This window comes from Vibrio sp. THAF190c, assembly GCF_009363355.1.
Lineage (GTDB): Bacteria > Pseudomonadota > Gammaproteobacteria > Enterobacterales > Vibrionaceae > Vibrio > Vibrio fortis_A.
The window spans coordinates 559,659-578,438 of the sequence record NZ_CP045339.1; the positions used below are offsets into that span (position 1 = coordinate 559,659).

The following is an 18,780-nucleotide window of genomic DNA, read 5'->3' on the forward strand; positions in this document are numbered from 1 at the left end:
AATTATTTTTTTAACAATAAATTCTTCTTGAAGTTGCTTGACCTTAAAGAGACAAAGCTTTTTACTAATAGTTCACCAAAGCTGTTTAACGAATAAGAAATAAAGCAATGACTAGAACGCTCGGACGCCCATATCCACTCGGTGCAACGCTAGATGACACTGGCTGTAACTTCTCTATTTATTCCCCTGACTGCCCTAATCTCTCACTCGCCCTCTTTGACGAGAATGATGAATTTGTCACTTATAAATTAGAAAACGAATACGCTGGCATTAAGTACACCTTTGTCGAGGGTATCTCTGCAGGTCAAAAATATGGCTTCATCGTTGAGACAGAAGAAGGATCACTGCTGCTCTCTGACCCTTATGGCAAGGCACTCAGTGAGCCACTTCATTATCAAACGCCTTATACGCCGGAAAAGAGTTTCGGTATGGCAAAGTGTGTAGTGACAGATGACAACTTCGATTGGCAAGGCATTCAAGGGCCTAAGATTTCCCGAGAAGAGACAGTTCTATTCGAAACCCACGTCAAAGGCCTCACCAATCTGCACCCTGAACTAGAAAGCAGCAGCAAAGGGCGTTACATGGGATTAGTCAGCCCTGAAATGCTCAGCTTCTACAAAGAACAGAACATCAACTCGCTGCAACTTTTACCGGTTGCTGCTTGTATGCACGAACCGCATCTTTTAGACATGGGCAAGGTTAACTACTGGGGTTACAACCCATACCTATTCATGGCTCCAGACCCTCGTTATGCAGAAAAAGACGCCGTCACTGAGCTCAAAACAGCCATCCGTGAACTTCACCGTAATGGCATTGAGGTTATCCTAGATGTTGTCTACAACCACACTGCGGAAGGTGGTGAAGGCGGTTGTACCTTCAACCTAAAAGCGCTCGATCATCGTCATTACATCAAGCACGGTTGCCACTACGCAAACTTCACTGGCTGCGGCAATACGGTTGACCTAACATACCAAGCATCACTTAACTTGGTGATGGATACGCTGCGCTACTGGGTGACTGAATTTAAGGTTGATGGCTTCCGCTTCGACCTCGCTGCAACTCTGGGTCGCCAAGGCGATCAATACAGTCCAGAAGCGGCGTTTTTCAAAGCAGTAGCTCAAGACCCAGTGTTGAAAGAGACCAAATTGATTGCTGAACCGTGGGATATTGGTCCGAACGGTTATCAAGTGGGTAACTTCCCACTCGGTTGGAACGAATGTAACGACAAACTGCGAGACATTACCCGCAGCTTCTGGCGCGGTGATCAAGGCTATCTAAAAGAGTTCGCGACACGCCTAATGGGCTCACGCGATATCTACAGCGCCGCACACTGGCCTTATAAGCTGACGGTCAACTACATCACTTACCATGACGGCTTCACCATGCAAGATCTTGTGTCTTACAAGCATAAGCACAATGAAGAGAATGGTGAGAACAACCGCGATGGTCACGGTGATAACCGCTCGGAAAACTATGGTGTAGAGGGTGAAACTGAAAATACCCTAGTGATCGCGACCCGTGAGAAACAGAAACGCAACTTCATGGCGAGCTTACTGTTTGCCTTTGGTATCCCACACATTCTGACAGCAGATGTGCTGTCTCATACTCAAAACGGCAATAACAACGCCTACTGCCAAGACAGTGAGACGAGTTGGTTAAATTGGGAACCAAGTGAGCGTAAGTCTGACTTTAAACAGTGGCTCTCTGACATGGTTTCAGCACGCCAAGAATATATGGTGCCATTCATCAAGGCGTTTAGTGGTGAACAGCGTAACTCGAACCGAATCTTCTGGAGCCGTGTCGATGGCACGCTGATGGAGCACGATGACTGGAATCGACTCAGCTCTGTCGCTCTACATCTGGGAATTGGTGAAGATGGCGATGAGATGATCTACTTGATCAACCAAACCAATGCGCCAGCTCGCTTTAAACTGCCAAATGACAGAGAGCAAAACTGGGTAACGATCTGTGATACCAATTCTCACAACGTAAAACCAGGCTCTGCAGAAGGCGAAATGCTGCTTTCACCAACGTCGATGGCTATTCTGCACTTTACAGCGCCTAGCCAAGAGAACAGCGTAAACATATAGAAAAACGCTCAATATAAGAACGATTTACATAAAAACCAGTTATATTTATAGCTGGTTTTTTTATTCGGTGAATATCACAAATCCGTTTCTTTTATATGGAATCATTTGCATTGATGTGATTACGAAAACTGTTTAGTATGCTGCCACTATAAAAATGAATCTATAACGTCTTTGGATATCATGGCTTTACCTAAAACATTAATTCGTCTTTTCAAACCTTATATTGTTTTACTCACAGGAGGAATGATCTATTTAGCGGCAGCGCAGTTAGAGCGAATGGAGAACTCAGCGCGGGAGCAGTCTGCTTCTAACATTCGGATTGGTAACTCTATTATTCGGTCCAACATTGAAGCCACTTTTGGCAAGCTCTACCTCCTGGAAACCAGGTTAGAACGAGGTCAAACGGCCTCGAAAAGCGCCTTCATCAAACTGAGTGAAAACATCCTCAAACGCACACCTAACTTCTCCGATATCGTCCTATATCATTTAGATACCAAGCAATACCTCTCTAGCCGCGGCTTATCCCTCCCCTCGTCGACACTAAGCAGCCTAACATGGCACAGAATCGATAGTGTCGCAGAAGATTTCTATATCTCTTCCGTCTATCAAAAAACTGATGGACGTTGGGTATTCGCGGTTAAGCACACTATTTCAGACCGCCCGAAAGAGATATGGATCGAGTTTGATCTTCTTCACACCACCCAAGGTTTACGTGATCTGAAAACACTGAATAATGGCTACATATTTGTTGTCGACCGCTCAACAGAAAGGCTGATCTTCCACCCAGACCCGACACGAGTAGGCACAAAATCGATCAGTTTTCATGCGGGAATCAGCCACCAGCTATCCTTGGGGCAAACCTCTGGGCAGCACGAGTACTACTATCAAGATCACTTTAAAGTATCGGTTTATGATGCAGATAACAGCCTAAACTGGGTATTCATTGCCGGTACCGATCGACAAGACATACTGACGAGCTCACATCAGTTTACCTTGACCGCGATTGTGCTTGGTTCACTACTACTACTCTGGATTGTCGCCAATTATCTAATTCACAGGCTCAACCTAACACTTTCACTCCTCAATCAAGTGGATGATATAGCAGGCTTTAAACGTCAGCTTAAATCAGTAATCAATCACTTCTGCTACAACAAGGGCATTCAATTTTGTCTCTATGATTCAACGAGTCACGCATTTAGCACGATCGATTACCATGGAAACAAGCGCATTGTGCACACCAGTCAATCCCTAGCACAAAGCTTACTGCCAGATAGTCTAATCTACCGCAATGGAGGGTATGCTGACTCACTGGCTCGAAGCCTTAAAATTACTGAGCGTCACTACTGCATTCCACTCCATTCACGCAAGCAGCTGCTCGCCGTGCTCTACATCAACAGCACATTCCCTATTAGCCGCTCTATTCTGCGCATGGTTCGAAGCGCTACTGAAACATCATTAGCGAATCTTCTATTGCACCATCAACTAAGTTGCAAAGATCTGATGACTCAGCTTGATAACAAGAACAACTTCAATGCTGCCTTAGCGTCTCATCTTAGTGAACCTGATACCTTTATCGCTCTACTGGATATTGACCATTTCGAGCACCTGAATAACGCTTATGGCGAAACCATCGGTGATCGTTTAATTAAGAACACTGCCGAAGCCATTCGCTCCAACTTTCCAAAACCAAAGAGTTTGAGTTTGGCACGAATGGGTGGCAAAGAGTTTGCCATTCTTTTTAAAGCCAACAACGAGAATGATGCTAGAACACAGCTAGACCAGTGCAGGATATCCATTGCATCAAGCACAATTAAGACGCCTGATATTGATCTTTCAGCCAGCGTCAGCATTGGGTTTTCTTCGCTCGAAGGGGAGTCAGAACCCGCTCTGGCGTTAGCGGAACAAGCCAAAGTGATTGCTCAGCAACTAGGCCGAAACCGCGTCGAAGGTTATTTCAAACCTATATCACCGGAAGACTCAGCTTCCTCCGCCGCTGCATAAAACCGATAAAGCAAACAAAAGCACTGAGCTCCCTCTTCGGTGCTTTCGTTTTTTCTGAAACCGACTACAATGCCTCTCCGGTCAAATCCAACGCAGTCATTCGCTCAATAGAAAGAACCTACTCATGATAAAGCTCAGTCATCGACTTCAATCTATCAGTGACCTCATTACTAAACCCTATGACCATATCTGGGATTGCTGCTGCGATCATGGCCACTTAGGTATGCAGCTATTGATTGAGCAAAAAGCGCCGAATATTCACTTCGTCGATATTGTTCCCAGCCTGATGAGCGAGCTTGAAGCAACTCTTAGTCAGCACTTTGTCACTAACAATCTGGGCAACCAAGATAGCGAAACCACTCAACCGTGGCACGTGCACTGTATGGACATGAGCCAACTGCCACTTACCGATCACAAAGGCAAACATCTGGTTGTCATTGCGGGTGTCGGCGGAGAACTAACACAGGCGCTAATAGAAGCTGTCATTTCAAATAACCCGAATATCTCCTTAGATTTTCTACTGTGTCCAGTGCATCAACTGTTTGAGCTGCGTGAGTATCTCGGGAAAGGTGACTTCTCAATGATCGATGAAAAGCTCGTGGAAGAGAACCGACGCTTCTACGAAATTCTGCATGTAACTTATCAACCAACCACTAGCGGGTTAGCTGGTACTCACTTACACCAACATAAAGTGTCTCCTGTCGGCAACAAGATTTGGTTACCCAACAGTGAACAAGAACAACAGGTAATCGAGAAATACAAACAGCGTACTTTGCAACACTATCAGCGCATCTCTTTTGGTTTAGAAAAGCAAGGAAAGCCTAATTCGGTGGCTCATATCATTGAGCACTACCAAGCCGTTTAAATAGCTAGAACTGCGAATCGAAGACAAAGAAAAAGCCGATTGGAATCAATCGGCTTTCTTGTGTCTGGCATCAATGACGTAGGCTATTGCTTACTGCTATACACACCATCAAGGTACTGGTCTTTCTCTTCCCAGGTTCCGTTTAACCAACCGTGGAAACGACGCTTGAAGACTTTGTCTTCAAAGTAGTTGCCGTCTAAATTTTCATCCATTGGGTGTACCTTAATTCGCACCACAATTTTGGTCATCTTGCCCTTAAGCATATCCTCAAATGGTGATTCTTGATTCTCTGGATACGCCAGTGTCACATCTACGACACCATTGAGCATATGCCCCATATTAGAAAGAGCAAACGCCACACCACCCGTTTTTGGCTTTAGTAGATGTTGGTAAGGAGTTTTCACTGTCGCCAGTTTATCAGCATTCACGCGCGTGCCTTCCACGAAGTTCACTACAGTCGTCGGGTTGTTTTGAAACTTCTGACAAGATTTCTGAATCGCATTGAAATCATCGTTGCGGCGCTCTGGGTTTTTAAGCAGAAACTCGCGCGAGTGCCTTCTCATAAACGGCATATCCAAGCCCCAACACGCCAAGCCCACAAACGGTACATAAAGAAGGTCGTGCTTAAGGAAGAACTTCGGCATTGGCATTCTGTCTTTCATCACCGAGGCTAAAACCACAATATCCGCCCAGCTGCGATGATTCGACATCATCAAATACCACTGTTCTTTTGATAGTTCCTCACCCCCTTCAATTTGCCAATCGATACGGTTCATCGAAGACAAAATACCGAGATTCACAGTCGCCCAAAGCCAAAACACAGCATCAGACGCACGGTTAGACAATTTCGTTACCGAGGCAACAGGAATGAGCAGTTTAATCAAGGCAAGCAAAGAGATCAGCACCGTTATCACGGCAGTGTTGATAGTCACCAAGGTAACACTGATGACTAAACGGAGGTTATCTAACATATTGGTAAACAGTAACTTAACGAAATTCGGTATAAAACAGGAGCGCATATTATACCTTTTTCACAGCCTCTCTATCTACCGATTGAAATATTTATGACATATTTACCGAGTGGTCATAGCAGTTAGACTTTAGCGAATTTGTCACGCCATTGGGTGGGAGCCAAGTTAAAAGTCGCTTTAAAGTGCTTGCGAAAAACACTCTCAGACCCAAAGCCTGCTTGCTCTGCCACTTGGTGAATTGCGTAGTCGGTGGACTCTAACAATCGCTGACTGAGTTTCAAACGCTGTTGCAGTAACCATTCACCAAACGAACACCCATACGCAGCTTTAAACTGACGCGTAAACGTACGTCGACTCATTGCACACAATGAAGCGACTTCATCTAGGTTGTATGACTGAGTTAGGTTCTGCTCTATCTCTTGAATCACACCTTCAAAGCTAATTGCCTGACTTGGCTTAGTTTGTATCGGCGTCGGAATGTATTGCTGTTGACCACCAGAGCGATACGGGGCAGTGACCATGATACGCGCAAGTTGAGTCGCGACCTCAGTCCCACATACTTTCCTCACAATATGTAGGCAGCAATCCAACGCAGCTGCGGTACCCGCTGAAGTAATCGTGCTCTCGTTATCAATGAACAGAGGCTGTTCATCGAATTTGACAAGAGGAAAGCGCTCCTTGAACTGCTGACTAAAAGCCCAGTGAGTCGTCGCCTTCTTCCCGTCGAGTAACCCCGCTTCTGCCAACACAAATGCACCCAAGCAGAGCCCTACAATGGTTTTACCCTTCGAATGACACAATATCAGTTCATCAATTAGGGCTTTCGGCACCTGAGGTAAAGAGTTGGGCCAACTCGGCACTACAATAATGTCGCAATCGCGGGCACGCTCAATCCCCTCTTCTATACTGATACCAAAGCCTGATCCCGAGGAAAACTCAGCCCCAGAGACACTGCACAAGCTCACTGAAAACTTGGGTTGCTGCTCAATGAATACATCTTGAAAAACCAAACAGGGCACCGACAAATGAAATGCGCTGATCCCTTCAAACGCGATCACAGCGACTTTTACAGGCTCAGTAGAAGACGAAAGCATAAAAATGACCTCAATAGAACAATGGCCCAATTTGAGCGATAGATTACCTTAAACACAGTATTACACTTTTTCACTCTGCATCATAATTGTTGGACATTAATTCATCGGAGCAAACATCATGAAAATTCATCACCTTCGCAGTGCCACTTTTATTATTGAATCAGGCCAATACCGTATTCTGATTGATCCGATGCTAGGTGAAAAAGGCTCACTGCCTCCGTTTTCTGTATTGCGCTTCAAAGCAGCCAAAAACCCGACCGTAGACTTGCCCGCCAATGCAGGGCCACTACTTGATACGGTGACTCATGCTTTAATCACACACAGTCAAACCTTTGGTTTCAAACCCCTACAACATGGTGACCATCTAGACACAGCAGGTGAAGCTTTCTTGGTTAATAACGGCATTACAGTCGCCACACCAAGCAAAGATAAAGCTTACCTAGAGAAGTATGGGATTACCGTGAGTCATGGTTTAGACAGCTGGGTCGAGACGGATTATCTAGAGGGGAAGATCACTGCGGTGCCTGCGCAACATGGTCATGGCTGGATCCATAAAGTGATGGCAAATGGCTGTGGATTCTATTTAGAGCTTCTAAATGAACCCTCAATTTATATTAGTGGTGATACGGTACTGACTGACGACGTCAAGCGTGCGCTAAACGAACTGAAGCCCGATATTACTGTGGTCGCAACTGGTCAAGCTCAAATGGATGTGGGACAGCCTCTGTTGATGCCAACCGATGAGGTGATGGAGTTTATCCGCCTTTCTCCAGGTAAAGTGATCGCCAATCATATGGAAGCGTTGAATCACTGCCCTATCGAGCGTTCAACATTAAAGCAGACACTTGAACATCATCAGTTAGCTGACAAGGTATTGATTCCTGAAGATGGTGAAACACTAGAGTTTTAAACAAGAGATATTAACTCTAAATATCAAAATTTCTGTCTCCAAAAAGAACAAACCCCGCGTAATGCGGGGCTTGCTCTGGGCAGTGTCTGTTTTTTTAGAAGCTGTAAGCAACAGAGGCTTTGAAGTTACGACCTGCTTCGTAGCTGGTGTACTTCTCAGAACCCCAAGAGATACCAAAGCCTGTGTGCTCAGCGTACTTCTTATCAAATAGGTTATCGACAGCAAGGTTAACCGACAGGTCCTTAGCAAAATCTGGAACGTAAGCCGCCCAAATGTTGTGAGTACCGAAGCCAGCACGTTCAATCTTCACACCTTTTGCATCTGTGTAATCATTACCCGGTACGAAACGCGCATCCCAACCAAACACTAGCTCGTTAGATAGACTGTAATTGAAACCTGTTTTGATGTTGTGGATACCTGTCTTGTTCATATGGCTTGTTGTGCCATCTTTTAGACTAGTTTGGTCACCGTCGGAGAACGAGTGGTTTGCGTATAGCGCAAAGTCATCGATGCTGTAAGTAAATACTGTCTCTACACCCCACACTTCAACATCGTACTGGTTTGCCAATGTTGTGTTGTTTTTCGTTGGGTGCATTTGGTTATCAAGGTCGTACTGGTAAGCCGTGAAACCTAGGATTGCGTGATCAGCTGCAAGCAAATCAGACAAATCGTAATCGAAGCCCGCTTCGTAGTTGTTACCTGTCATCGCCTTAGTATCCGCTTGATTTACATCGCTCGCGGCTTTCATGGTTAGCGTTTCAGGAAGTGCAGCACCCTTGAATAGACGACCATAACCAACACGTAGTCTTAGGTTGTCTGTTGTTTGGTGCTCACCTTGGAACTTAGGTGAAAGCTGGTCGTACTTACCAGAGAACACGCCACCTAGTTCGTGCACGTCATAACGAAGACCTGTCACAAAACGGAAGTCACTGATTTCAAAGGCGTCTTGAGCGTAGATACCGTAAGCAGTAACGGTACCACCATCCATGTCGTAGTTCTTAGTTTCACCTGCTTTAGTACCTGAAGTGTAAGTACCTAAACCAGAGTCAATCCACTGTTTCGCTTTGTAGCCTTCAACACCATAAGTCAGCTCATGATCACCGACCCATGAGATATTACGGATATCACCACCAATGGTTGTTACATTGTATTCACGATCTGGAATAGACAGTTCGCCGTCTTTAGTGAATACCCAGCTACCTGATGAATTATCCCAGTTACCGTAGTCTTCAGTTAGTGCATCACGGTCCATGTACTGACGGTTGTAGTACAGGTCAGTTGTTAGGTTTACAAGATCGCTGCCATTGTCGTAATGGTGGTTTAGTGTCACTGTATCGCGGCTGATTGCATGGTAGTTATGCTCATCATCTGCGTACAGCGCACCCGCTTTTTCACCTGAAAGCTGGCGCTTACCACCATCTTCGTATTTGTTGAATGTCAGCTTAAATTCGTTGGCGTCGTTTGGAATAAATACCACTTTCGCCAAGCCAGACTTTAACTCGCCTTGCTTAGATGTAACGTCATCTTCACCAGGGATATGTAGGTCACCATCTTCAGAGTAGTTAGCGATACCCATGAATTGCAGTTTGTCGTTTAGCTTCGCGTAAACAGCTACGTTAGTAGTGAAACGCTCATAAGCCGTTTGGTAGCCAGTCTTAACACGTGCACCAACTGTTTCGTCACCACGCAGTAAGTCACTCGGATCTTTTGTTTCGTAGCTGAATGAGCCGTTAATCGCGCCCGCACCAGAAAGTACAGAGTTACCACCTAGAGTGATTTCTGCTGATTTCAGCATTGCAGGATCAAACGTCTGGTCACCTGAGTGGTGGAACAATTGACCTTCTTGGCGAGCGCCATCAATGGTAACAACCGAGAACTTGTCTTCCATACCACGGATGAAGACTTTACGAGAGTAACGAGCGTTACCATCTACCGTTACGCTCGGCATGGTATTGAGAACATCTTTAATGTCTGACGCTTGTTTCTGTTCCAGAGTATCAGAGTTGATCTCAGTTTGAACGTGTTGATCTAGGGCGGAACCGACAACAACGACGGTTTCATCGGCAGCTTGGGCAGCAAAAGTAGTAAGTGCAACGGTAATCGCTGCAGAGAGTGACTTCAGTTTCATAATGGTACTTATATTTTATAAACAACAACAAGAGCGGTGCATAATACACGATGCAAATGATAATTCATCTCATTTACATTCTTTACTTTTCTATGCTTTATTTTTATAAAATCACAATGTAGTATTCATAAAAGTTCACTGAACTCTTGTTTTTTGAACTGAATATTTCAAAAAATCCTAGAAATAGGTAGCCATCAGTCTCTATCTGGTGGCTTTTTAAAAGAAACCCGCACGAAACCCACCCAAACCGTTCGAAATAAGCTAATAATTACCAACAGGGTAAATCCAAAAACTGAATACAAGATCACATTACTATTCAATTAATTGGTTATATTCTGGTTTGGACACTTCACAATAATTCGATGGCTTAACTTTCCTTACCGCGCTTACATGTCGTTACGCCAGATAACAGATGCCCTTGCTATGATGATTCACGACATAACAAAACCGCCACCATCGCTATCGAAAAATTCTTATGAAAACTCTTTACCAACTTTCGGACTCTGACTTTGAACAATACCTCCTTTCAATCAAACCCATAGTCAGAAGAAGTGCCAAATCTCAGCGTGAAATAGAACAAGTTGCTATCGAGTTTGGTTATCAATTTACCGATAGCTATCACTACCAAAATCAGACCACAAAGGTTTCTCTGCTTTGCCCAAGTTGCAACCACATCGTCTTTAAACAACCTCGCTCAATACTCACCAATCCTGCTTGTCCTAGCTGTAAAGTGGCAACCAAAACAAAGCCATCCAACAACAAGGCCACTAACCGTTCAATTCGGCTTGATGACTTGATATCGACCCAAGGCTCAAAAAAGCTCGCTAAAGCAATTAGGGATTCCAAGATCTAAAAATAAGTCATTTAGACACAGCCAAGTCATAGGGAAATAAATTTTATTGAGTCATATGGACTCTTAAATCAACTGAAAATATTCCCAAACCCCATTTGATAACGATTCTCATTAATGGCATGTAACCTGCTAATATTAAGTCAGACTCTTTGATTATGCTTATTAGAGCCTTGCTATCGAGGCACTCAATAGGAGATTAAGATTATGACAGAACTACCCCACGGCTTAGTGTCAGGTACAGTGATTGAGAGAACTGATTGGAACCATCAACTTTTTTCGATTGAAGTGAAAGCGCCTGTCTCCAGTTATCTTGCGGGACAATTCACCAAACTAGGGCTCGAAAACGAGCAAGGAGAATTAGTCAGACGCGCCTACTCAATGGTGAATGCTCCTTCACACACAAAGGGCCATCAACATTTAGAGTTTCTGATAGTGAAAGACTCTGACGGACAACTGTCTCCCAGACTCCACCAGCTCCAACAAGGTGATGAGGTGTTTGTTGGGCAGGATCCTAGTGGATTCATGACGCTCGAAGAGATCCCTCCGACCGCGAAAGATCTCTGGATGTTGTCAACAGGTACCGCAATTGGCCCATTTCTATCGCTTTTAGAACAGCTTCAACAACAAGAGACACCTCTGCCGTTTAAGCACCTCATCCTCGTTCACGCGGTAAGGACTCAAGCTGATCTCACTTATCAAGAACGCATCCAAACATTCATCCAACACTTTCAAGGAACGCTTCATTATGTGCCAATTATTTCACGAGAATCCGTTACCGGAGCTTTGCGCGGACGAATCCCAAGTCTGTTACTTGGAGGCGACCTTGAGCAAGCCACGACTGTCACTATCAATAAAGAGCGTAGTTTCTTCTACCTTTGCGGCAATCCAGAAATGGTTCGCGACACCAGCGCAGCCTTAAATCAGCTCGGATTAGAAAAGCACCTACGTCGTAAACCCGGTCAATTCAGTAGCGAAAATTACTGGTAACCCGAATTCATTCTCTTCAAATTCAATGACAAAAGGATCACTTTATGGCCCATTTACGTATTCCAAAACACTGGACGATTCAACGCTCAACGCCCTTTTTCACCAAAGACAATATCCCAGCGGCACTACTCAACCACCACAATACCGCCGAGGGTGTGTTTGGGCAGATCTGTGTAATGGAAGGGACTGTCACTTTCTATGGCTTTGCTAATGCTGATGCTACAGAGCCAGAGCAGGTCATCGTGATTGAAGCGGGTCAATTTGCTACGAGCCCTCCTCAATACTGGCACCGTGTTGAACTCAGTGACGACGCGCAATTCAACATTAACTTTTGGTCTGAAAAAGAGACTAAGAAGATGTTCAACACTCGTAAATAACAGTGTGCTCTTAAGATCTTCAATAACGAGTAGTCCTATAAAACCACAAAATAACCATAATAAAAACAATGACTAATCATGATAGACAACACATCTAAAGTGGCGCACACTGCGTGAATTGATCATTTTGATACTTATTATTGATGTTTAAGGTAAGAGAGGAAGCCATGCTCAACATTGCTTTTTTTAGCTCAAAATCATACGACGAAAAGTCATTTACACTGGCGAAAGGTGAACTCAAGGCTGAGTTTCATTTTCACGATTTTCGTTTAACCACCACGACAGCGAAGATGGCTCACGATTGTGAAGCAGTGTGTGCCTTTGTAAACGATGATTTATCTCGCGACGTTTTGGAAGTATTGGCTCAAGGTGGCACTAAGCTGATCGCTATGCGTTGTGCAGGCTTCGACAAAGTTGACCTCGAGGCAGCAAAAGACCTTGGTCTTCAGGTTGTTCGCGTTCCAGCTTATTCACCAGAATCCGTGGCTGAACATACCGTCGGCATGATGATGTGTCTAAACCGAAAACTGCACAAGGCATATCAGCGTACTCGTGACGCGAACTTCTCTCTTGAGGGCTTGGTTGGTTTCAACTTTCACGGTAAGACCGTTGGTGTCATCGGTTCAGGTAAAATTGGTCTCGCGACCATGCGTATCCTGAAAGGCTTAGGAATGAACATTCTGTGTTACGACCCATACCCTAACCCACTTGCTGAAGAGCTGGGTGCAAGATATGTCGAGCTGGATGAGCTATACCAGCACTCTGACGTGATTTCTCTGCACTGCCCTATGAGTAAAGAGAACTATCACCTACTTGATGCTACAGCATTTAGCAAAATGAAAGATGGCGTGATGATCGTGAATACCAGCCGTGGTGAACTGCTGGATTCTACGGCGGCAATTGAAGCTCTAAAACAGAGCAAGATTGGCGCACTAGGCCTTGATGTTTACGACAACGAGAAAGAGCTGTTCTTCCAAGATAAATCTAACGATGTGATTGTCGATGATGTATTCCGTCGTTTGTCTGCATGTCACAACGTACTATTCACTGGCCACCAAGCGTTTCTGACTAAAGATGCTCTATCAAACATTGCCAACACCACGCTCGGTAGCATTACGGCTTACTTTAGTAATGAAAAGAGTGGCAATGAGCTTATCGAGCTATAACCGATAGCTCTAGATACGAATGACCACGAGCTGACTTGGAGCTCGTGGTTCATTAAAAGGTCCTATATACAGAAGTGGCAGTTTTCCGTATCTAAGCCATGCATACCGTTTCGAATCGCCAAATGTTCATTACCCGCATCGATACCCATTTGGTATCCCTCACTCAATAGCGTCTGGTCCATGGTCAGCCTTTTTACTCCAAAATTCTCTGGTGGCGCGATCACTTTGATCTTGGCATCCTTCGGTGGGTTACGAATAAACTCTAACGACTGGTTATAGTTTTCAGCACGTACCGCCATCGATTCTGCAATATTTGGATACTTTGAAAGCAGCTTTTTGATCACCCACTGATATTTTTGTGGCTTCATCTGATAACTCAATGGATGCGACAAAATCACCGTAATATCACGTGCACCACGACGATAAGCTTCTCGAACAGGAATAGAGTCCGCGACACCACCATCGGTATAACAACCGCCTGAAAAGCATGGTGTTTCTCGATAAGCGATGGGTAAAGCGGTTGTCGCCTCTACAACATTGGATAGATTTTCTGGATTAATTTGATAGTAGTTCGCGTTGCCAGTTTCAACATTGGTCACCGCTGCATAAAACGGAATGCCGCCAAATAGACGGCTGTAATCTAATGGGTAACGTAAGTTCGACTCTTCCCACAACCATTTCACGTCTACCAAATTGCCACCCTTGGCAAAACGCGCTGGGTTAAAAAAGGCTTTGTCTGTCGCCATGGTGGTGATCACATCTAGACTACGACGTGGTGCATGAGACAGATAGCCGATTAAGTTGGAAACGCCAGCCGACACACCGAATGCAAAATCATACGGTTTAAAACCCTCCGCCATGAATGCATCCAATACACCCGCTGCGAAAATACCTCGCATTGCGCCACCTTCTACAATCAGTGCTTTCTTACTCATTTTTCTACTCTATTTACTGCTCTAAAACTGATAAAAGGAATAGTAAAACTCGCTAGCTCCAAATGATAATGGGATAAATTTATAGATTCGATAGGCAAAATCTATCGACAAAAAACCGCAGACAAAATCGCCTGCGGTTACAAAGATTTAGATAAGCCAAGTCTATGAAGATCAGTTAAGAATGGTAGAGCCGAGTTTTAATGTCGCGGCTATGTTTCGTGCTGTTCGAGTTAGGTTGGTTTCTGCCTCTTTCAATACTTGCTCTAGCGGCTGAGGAGAACGTACTGTGCCAAAAAGCGCTCCCATCGCAGAGTAGAGTTCATCGACTTCAGTGCCCAGCGAACCCGCAATTCCTATCGTTGGGATGCCCTGCTTTTGTGCTCGCAGCGCAATACCAAAAGGGGTTTTACCTTGCAAGGTTTGGTTGTCCATCTGCCCTTCTCCAGTCACAACCAATGAAGCGCCTTTAAGTACCTCGTCAGCATTAAGAGTGTCGAGCACCATCTCAATACCTGGCTTTAACTGCATTGCAAACAGCAAACTCAACCCCATTGGCGTGCCGCCCGCTGCACCATAGCCTGATATTTCTAAAGTGTCGCTTCTGGTAACATTAGGATGTTGTTGTATGGCAACAGTCGCAAAGTGATGAAGAGCCGAATCCAACGCTTGTACTTGGTCAGACGATGCCCCTTTCTGTGGACCAAAAATATGACTCGCGCCATTTTCCCCGCAAAGTGGGTTTGAAACATCACAGGCAACTGTTAGGTCAATATTGCGCAAGCGCTCATCTAGTTCTGAAAGATCGATAGACGTTAGCTGAGACAAAGCAAATCCACCTAACGCGATCTCCTTACCTTGTTCATCGAGCAGTTTTCCTCCTAGTGCCTGAACAATACCTGCACCGCCATCATTGGTCGCACTGCCACCTAACCCAAGTATGATCGCCTCTGCACCTTGCTCAATCGCTTCAAGCATTAATTGCCCAGTACCAAACGACGTCGCTAGCATTGGGTTACGCTTATCTGGAGCTAACAAATCCAAACCGGAAGCTGCGGCAATCTCAACAAGGGCAGTACGCTTTGGATTACTGGGTGAAGGCTCTAGCATTGCCCATTGCGCGGCAACTGTATTACCAAGCGGGCCCATAACTTCAGTGGTGTGCTTGTTCCCCGACAATCCCTGAAGCAGCACATCGACTGTGCCCTCTCCGCCATCAGCTAGGGGAAGCGCCACATACTCTGCATCCGTAAATACTTCTCGAAATCCGTTTTCAATACATTTCGCCACAGAAGCAGCGTCTAATGACTCTTTGAATGAGTCTGGTGCGATAACTATTTTCATTGGTAGGCACTCTACTAAATCAAGAACCAACCACGTTACTATATAGAATAGAGAATATCGAACACGTAATAACGTAGTCCAACTCAGGTCTCCTTTACGAAATAAGCGATAGTTTTCTCTATTAAAATCTTATTTTGAGAAGGTACACCTACGTTTTGCATGGGATACGGTAGAGTTAGGTAAATTGAAAATGATATAGTCCTGAAAAATTCAATTAATGAGATAATGACATGCATTCAACCGACGCAATTGAACTCGTCAAACTAGGCGTAAACATCGAAATCGCCAAAGACTCTTCTCTACACCCAACAGACGCACTAGAAATCGTAAAGATTGCCAGTGAAATTGGTACTCACGTTACCGTGAAGAAGAAGTACCATACCGATGTGCTAATGGAGATGGCAAAGGTAGGACGCGACCACATCACTGTTGCTATCTAACCAACGGCGATCGAATTCTTCACCGCAGATAAAGCAGGACGTGCAACATATTGGGGGCAATATGCTGCACGTTTTTATTGCCAGAAAGGAGCATGAATTTTCTGACATTAGCGATGTTTGATTCGCTAAAAGGTTAAGCCAACTTAGCTGCTATCTCTTGTTCTTGCGCAATCTCAATCTGCGCGATTAGCTTCTAAGCGATTCTTTTCCAAACGATTCACTTCCAAGCAATTAGCTCTAAATCATTCATTTCCAAACAGGGGTATTACACCCGTTTGACGACAAACTTCGTTTAAGCGAACTTGAGCTTTCAAGATGTTCTCTTTCCAGTGTTCATCTTGCGCCCACATCTCGATAACAAGTGGTACTACGCACTCCGTTTCTTTCAATGTTTTGAAAATCGCATTGAAATCGACTTCTCCCTCGCCAATCACTAAATCACGGAACTGCCCTTTATATTCAGGAGTGACGCGATATGTGTCTTTAAGGTGAATCTGAGTAATGCGCGGCTTACTCAGCTTAAGCTCTGTCACGATGTCATAGTTCCAACCCGAGATATTGCCTACGTCTGGATACGCGGTGAAATAGGGCGAGTCAATCTCACGGCTCAACACTTCAAACTTGCTTAACGAGTTCAGGTAATCCGTATCCATGATCTCAACAGCTAGCATCACCCCAGCGCGCTCCGCCAGTTGTGCCGAGAGCTTCATACCTTCGATAAAACGTAGGTGTGTAGCCTTATCTGCAGGCTCGTAATACACGTCATATCCTGCAAGCTGAATGGTGCGAATGCCCAACTTGTACGCCAACGTAATGGCCTTCTCCATATGGATAACGGCTTGCTCTCTCACTTTCGGATCGGCTGAGCCAAATGGGAACTTGCGGTGTGCACTCAAACACATCGACTGCAACGGCACTTGATGCTCTTCACACAAGCGGCGTAGGCCATAGACCTCTTCATCGCACCAGTCTAAACGGCTGCGTCTTTCATCAGATTCATCGACCGAAATTTCAAGGAAATCAAAGCCTAACTCTTTCGTTGTTTTTAGCTTCTCTTCCCAACTTAAGTCATTCGGGAGGGCTTTTTCATAAAGCCCGACACGATGGCGCGTTAAGTTTTGGTACATGACGCCTCCTAGTTCCAATAGCGGTTGATTTGCTCTTTCAGTGCTTCAGCAGTTTCTTGACCCTTTTCACCTGCCAACGCGCGGCCAGCAATGAAGGTTTTCGCTTTAATGCCTTCGAATAGGTACAGATCTGCTGGCACGATGCCACCTGTGATAGAAAGCTCGATACCCAGCTCAGACAGAGCACGCATTTTCACTAAGTCCGCTTCTGTCCAGCCCACACCCGCCAACTCAGCGTCACGAGAACGGTGGTAGATCGCTTGTGTAATACCTAGGTCAACCCATGCTTGAGCATCTTCCATTGTCCAATTACCGTAGATCTCGATTTGAATTTCGCCATTGAACTCATCAGCGACTTTCTTACACGCATCAATGGTCGCAATGTGCGCTGCTGCTGAAACTGTAATCCAGTCAGCGCCTGCTTCAAATGCCATACGAGCCAGAATTGCGCCGCCATCTGTGGTTTTCATGTCACACACTAAGATATGGTCAGGGTGGTTTTTACGCAGTGTCGAAACCGCCTTCATTCCTTCAGCAAACGCAAGGATAGTCCCCACTTCAATCACGTCTACGTAGCTCTCTACGTTGTTCGCCACTTCAATAGCAGCAGGCAGGTTCGTTTGGTCTAGGGCTATTTGAATCATTGGTTTAGTCATGGTTTATCCTTTAATTTGTTCACGTATTAGATGGGCAAGGCCATCTTGATTGTTGTCTGTTTTGCATACGGCTTGAGCGTTCGATTTGACGGTGTCGTCAGCATTAAACATCGCTACGCCTAAGCCTGCGTATTGAAGCATTGATATGTCATTGTGATTGTCGCCAATGGCAATCACTTGAGAGGGCTGAAGCCCCAGTTCATTCACGTATTCAGCAAGGCGTAGGCCTTTACTATTTCCCTTGGCGGCAAAGTCGATTCGGTTCAACCACGAACGTTCGCCATTAAAGTGGCCTTTGACCCAAGGCGTTTGCATCAAGCGATCAACCGACTCTTGCTCCCCTTCCACCACAAACTTCCACACAAACTCGGTGTTCTTCGCCGTTTCGGAGAATGAATCCACGCGATAGATATTTGGCTTATGGTGCTCTGGCGCTTGCTCAGCCCACTCTTCCAACGCCAACATGTAAGCGAATGGGTTGTAGTTGGAGTAAGTCATCGCATCGGTGATGTACATCACCATCTTGAGCTTGTATTCCTGTGCTAAGTCGATGAACGTCAGGGCATGTTCATGCTCAATTGCGTTCTGAGTTAAAACGGTCTCGGTTTGGTAGTCATACACGTAGGTTCCGTTGCAGCAGATAATTGGAGTGTCTAGCCCTAACTCATAGTAATAAGGCCTTGCTGCGGTGTGATGCCTACCAGTCACGATCATCACATGGCAATGTTGCTTGGCCTCTTGGATCGCTTTTTTCACTTCAGGATGGATAGTGTGATCATCGGTCAACACGGTTCCATCAAGGTCTAACGCCAATACTTGATACATCGCCTCTCCTCACA

The 18,780-nt window shown here is 45.1% G+C and carries 17 protein-coding genes; 9 read left to right on the forward strand and 8 right to left on the reverse strand.

Annotated features, from left to right (window positions below; all coding sequences use genetic code 11):
* The first annotated feature begins 107 nt into the window (after positions 1-107).
* The 3 genes from glgX to FIV04_RS17490 all read left to right on the forward strand — a co-directional run bounded on the left by glgX (position 108) and on the right by FIV04_RS17490 (position 4,956).
* The gene (gene glgX / locus FIV04_RS17480; protein ID WP_152469902.1) at positions 108-2,090 is read left to right on the forward strand and encodes a glycogen debranching protein GlgX; all 1,983 of its coding nucleotides are present in this window, start codon (positions 108-110) and stop codon (positions 2,088-2,090) included.
* 243 nt (positions 2,091-2,333) lie between these two features.
* Positions 2,334-4,091: a diguanylate cyclase gene (locus FIV04_RS17485; RefSeq protein ID WP_152469903.1), complete on the forward strand. Its 1,758-nt coding sequence runs from the start codon at positions 2,334-2,336 to the stop codon at positions 4,089-4,091.
* 127 nt (positions 4,092-4,218) lie between these two features.
* Positions 4,219-4,956 (forward strand): tRNA (adenine(22)-N(1))-methyltransferase TrmK, encoded by a 738-nt coding sequence (locus FIV04_RS17490; protein ID WP_152470658.1) that lies wholly within the window; start codon positions 4,219-4,221, stop codon positions 4,954-4,956.
* Positions 4,957-5,039: 83 nt separating this feature from the next.
* Here the strand turns inward: FIV04_RS17490 and FIV04_RS17495 are convergent, their stop codons facing one another.
* The gene (locus FIV04_RS17495) at positions 5,040-5,927 is read right to left on the reverse strand and encodes an acyltransferase (protein WP_150869921.1); all 888 of its coding nucleotides are present in this window, start codon (positions 5,925-5,927) and stop codon (positions 5,040-5,042) included.
* A gap of 122 nt (positions 5,928-6,049) precedes the next feature.
* Positions 6,050-7,021: a GlxA family transcriptional regulator gene (locus FIV04_RS17500; protein WP_152469904.1), complete on the reverse strand. Its 972-nt coding sequence runs from the start codon at positions 7,019-7,021 to the stop codon at positions 6,050-6,052.
* A 118-nt stretch (positions 7,022-7,139) separates the two neighbouring features.
* Here FIV04_RS17500 and FIV04_RS17505 point away from each other — a divergent pair, with 118 nt between their 5' ends.
* Positions 7,140-7,931, forward strand: coding sequence for an MBL fold metallo-hydrolase (locus FIV04_RS17505; protein ID WP_152469905.1), 792 nt, complete (start codon positions 7,140-7,142; stop codon positions 7,929-7,931).
* A 94-nt stretch (positions 7,932-8,025) separates the two neighbouring features.
* Here FIV04_RS17505 and FIV04_RS17510 read toward each other — a convergent pair whose 3' ends face one another.
* On the reverse strand, positions 8,026-10,059 hold the full coding sequence (locus FIV04_RS17510) for a TonB-dependent receptor (protein WP_152469906.1): 2,034 nt from the start codon (positions 10,057-10,059) through the stop codon (positions 8,026-8,028).
* 475 nt (positions 10,060-10,534) lie between these two features.
* On the opposite strand from FIV04_RS17510, the gene FIV04_RS17515 reads away from it, so the two are divergent.
* From FIV04_RS17515 to FIV04_RS17530, 4 genes are all read left to right on the forward strand, one after another.
* Complete coding sequence (locus FIV04_RS17515; RefSeq protein ID WP_152469907.1) at positions 10,535-10,912, forward strand: hypothetical protein; 378 nt, start codon at positions 10,535-10,537, stop codon at positions 10,910-10,912.
* A 204-nt stretch (positions 10,913-11,116) separates the two neighbouring features.
* A complete protein-coding gene (locus tag FIV04_RS17520; protein ID WP_152469908.1) occupies positions 11,117-11,899 on the forward strand; it encodes a ferredoxin--NADP reductase in 783 nt (260 codons plus the stop codon).
* A 44-nt stretch (positions 11,900-11,943) separates the two neighbouring features.
* Positions 11,944-12,276 carry a DUF1971 domain-containing protein gene (locus FIV04_RS17525; RefSeq protein WP_152469909.1) on the forward strand — a complete coding sequence of 111 codons (333 nt, stop codon included), beginning with the start codon at positions 11,944-11,946 and terminating at the stop codon, positions 12,274-12,276.
* A 167-nt stretch (positions 12,277-12,443) separates the two neighbouring features.
* Positions 12,444-13,442 carry a 2-hydroxyacid dehydrogenase gene (locus FIV04_RS17530; RefSeq protein ID WP_152469910.1) on the forward strand — a complete coding sequence of 333 codons (999 nt, stop codon included), beginning with the start codon at positions 12,444-12,446 and terminating at the stop codon, positions 13,440-13,442.
* Positions 13,443-13,504: 62 nt separating this feature from the next.
* On the opposite strand, the gene FIV04_RS17535 is transcribed toward FIV04_RS17530, so the two are convergent.
* A complete protein-coding gene (locus FIV04_RS17535) occupies positions 13,505-14,377 on the reverse strand; it encodes a patatin family protein (protein ID WP_152469911.1) in 873 nt (290 codons plus the stop codon).
* A 171-nt stretch (positions 14,378-14,548) separates the two neighbouring features.
* Positions 14,549-15,718 carry a glycerate kinase gene (locus FIV04_RS17540; RefSeq protein ID WP_152469912.1) on the reverse strand — a complete coding sequence of 390 codons (1,170 nt, stop codon included), beginning with the start codon at positions 15,716-15,718 and terminating at the stop codon, positions 14,549-14,551.
* Between the two features lie 230 nt (positions 15,719-15,948).
* On the opposite strand from FIV04_RS17540, the gene FIV04_RS17545 reads away from it, so the two are divergent.
* Positions 15,949-16,158: a hypothetical protein gene (locus FIV04_RS17545; protein ID WP_128165148.1), complete on the forward strand. Its 210-nt coding sequence runs from the start codon at positions 15,949-15,951 to the stop codon at positions 16,156-16,158.
* 242 nt (positions 16,159-16,400) lie between these two features.
* Here FIV04_RS17545 and FIV04_RS17550 read toward each other — a convergent pair whose 3' ends face one another.
* Genes FIV04_RS17550 through FIV04_RS17560 form a run of 3 tightly spaced genes read right to left on the reverse strand, consistent with a single transcriptional unit; the run spans position 16,401 to position 18,766 of the window.
* Complete coding sequence (locus FIV04_RS17550) at positions 16,401-17,285, reverse strand: L-ribulose-5-phosphate 3-epimerase (RefSeq protein WP_152469913.1); 885 nt, start codon at positions 17,283-17,285, stop codon at positions 16,401-16,403.
* Between the two features lie 8 nt (positions 17,286-17,293).
* On the reverse strand, positions 17,294-17,941 hold the full coding sequence (locus FIV04_RS17555; protein ID WP_152469914.1) for a 3-keto-L-gulonate-6-phosphate decarboxylase UlaD: 648 nt from the start codon (positions 17,939-17,941) through the stop codon (positions 17,294-17,296).
* A gap of 3 nt (positions 17,942-17,944) precedes the next feature.
* Complete coding sequence (locus tag FIV04_RS17560) at positions 17,945-18,766, reverse strand: pyridoxal phosphatase (protein WP_152469915.1); 822 nt, start codon at positions 18,764-18,766, stop codon at positions 17,945-17,947.
* Positions 18,767-18,780: the final 14 nt, after the last annotated feature.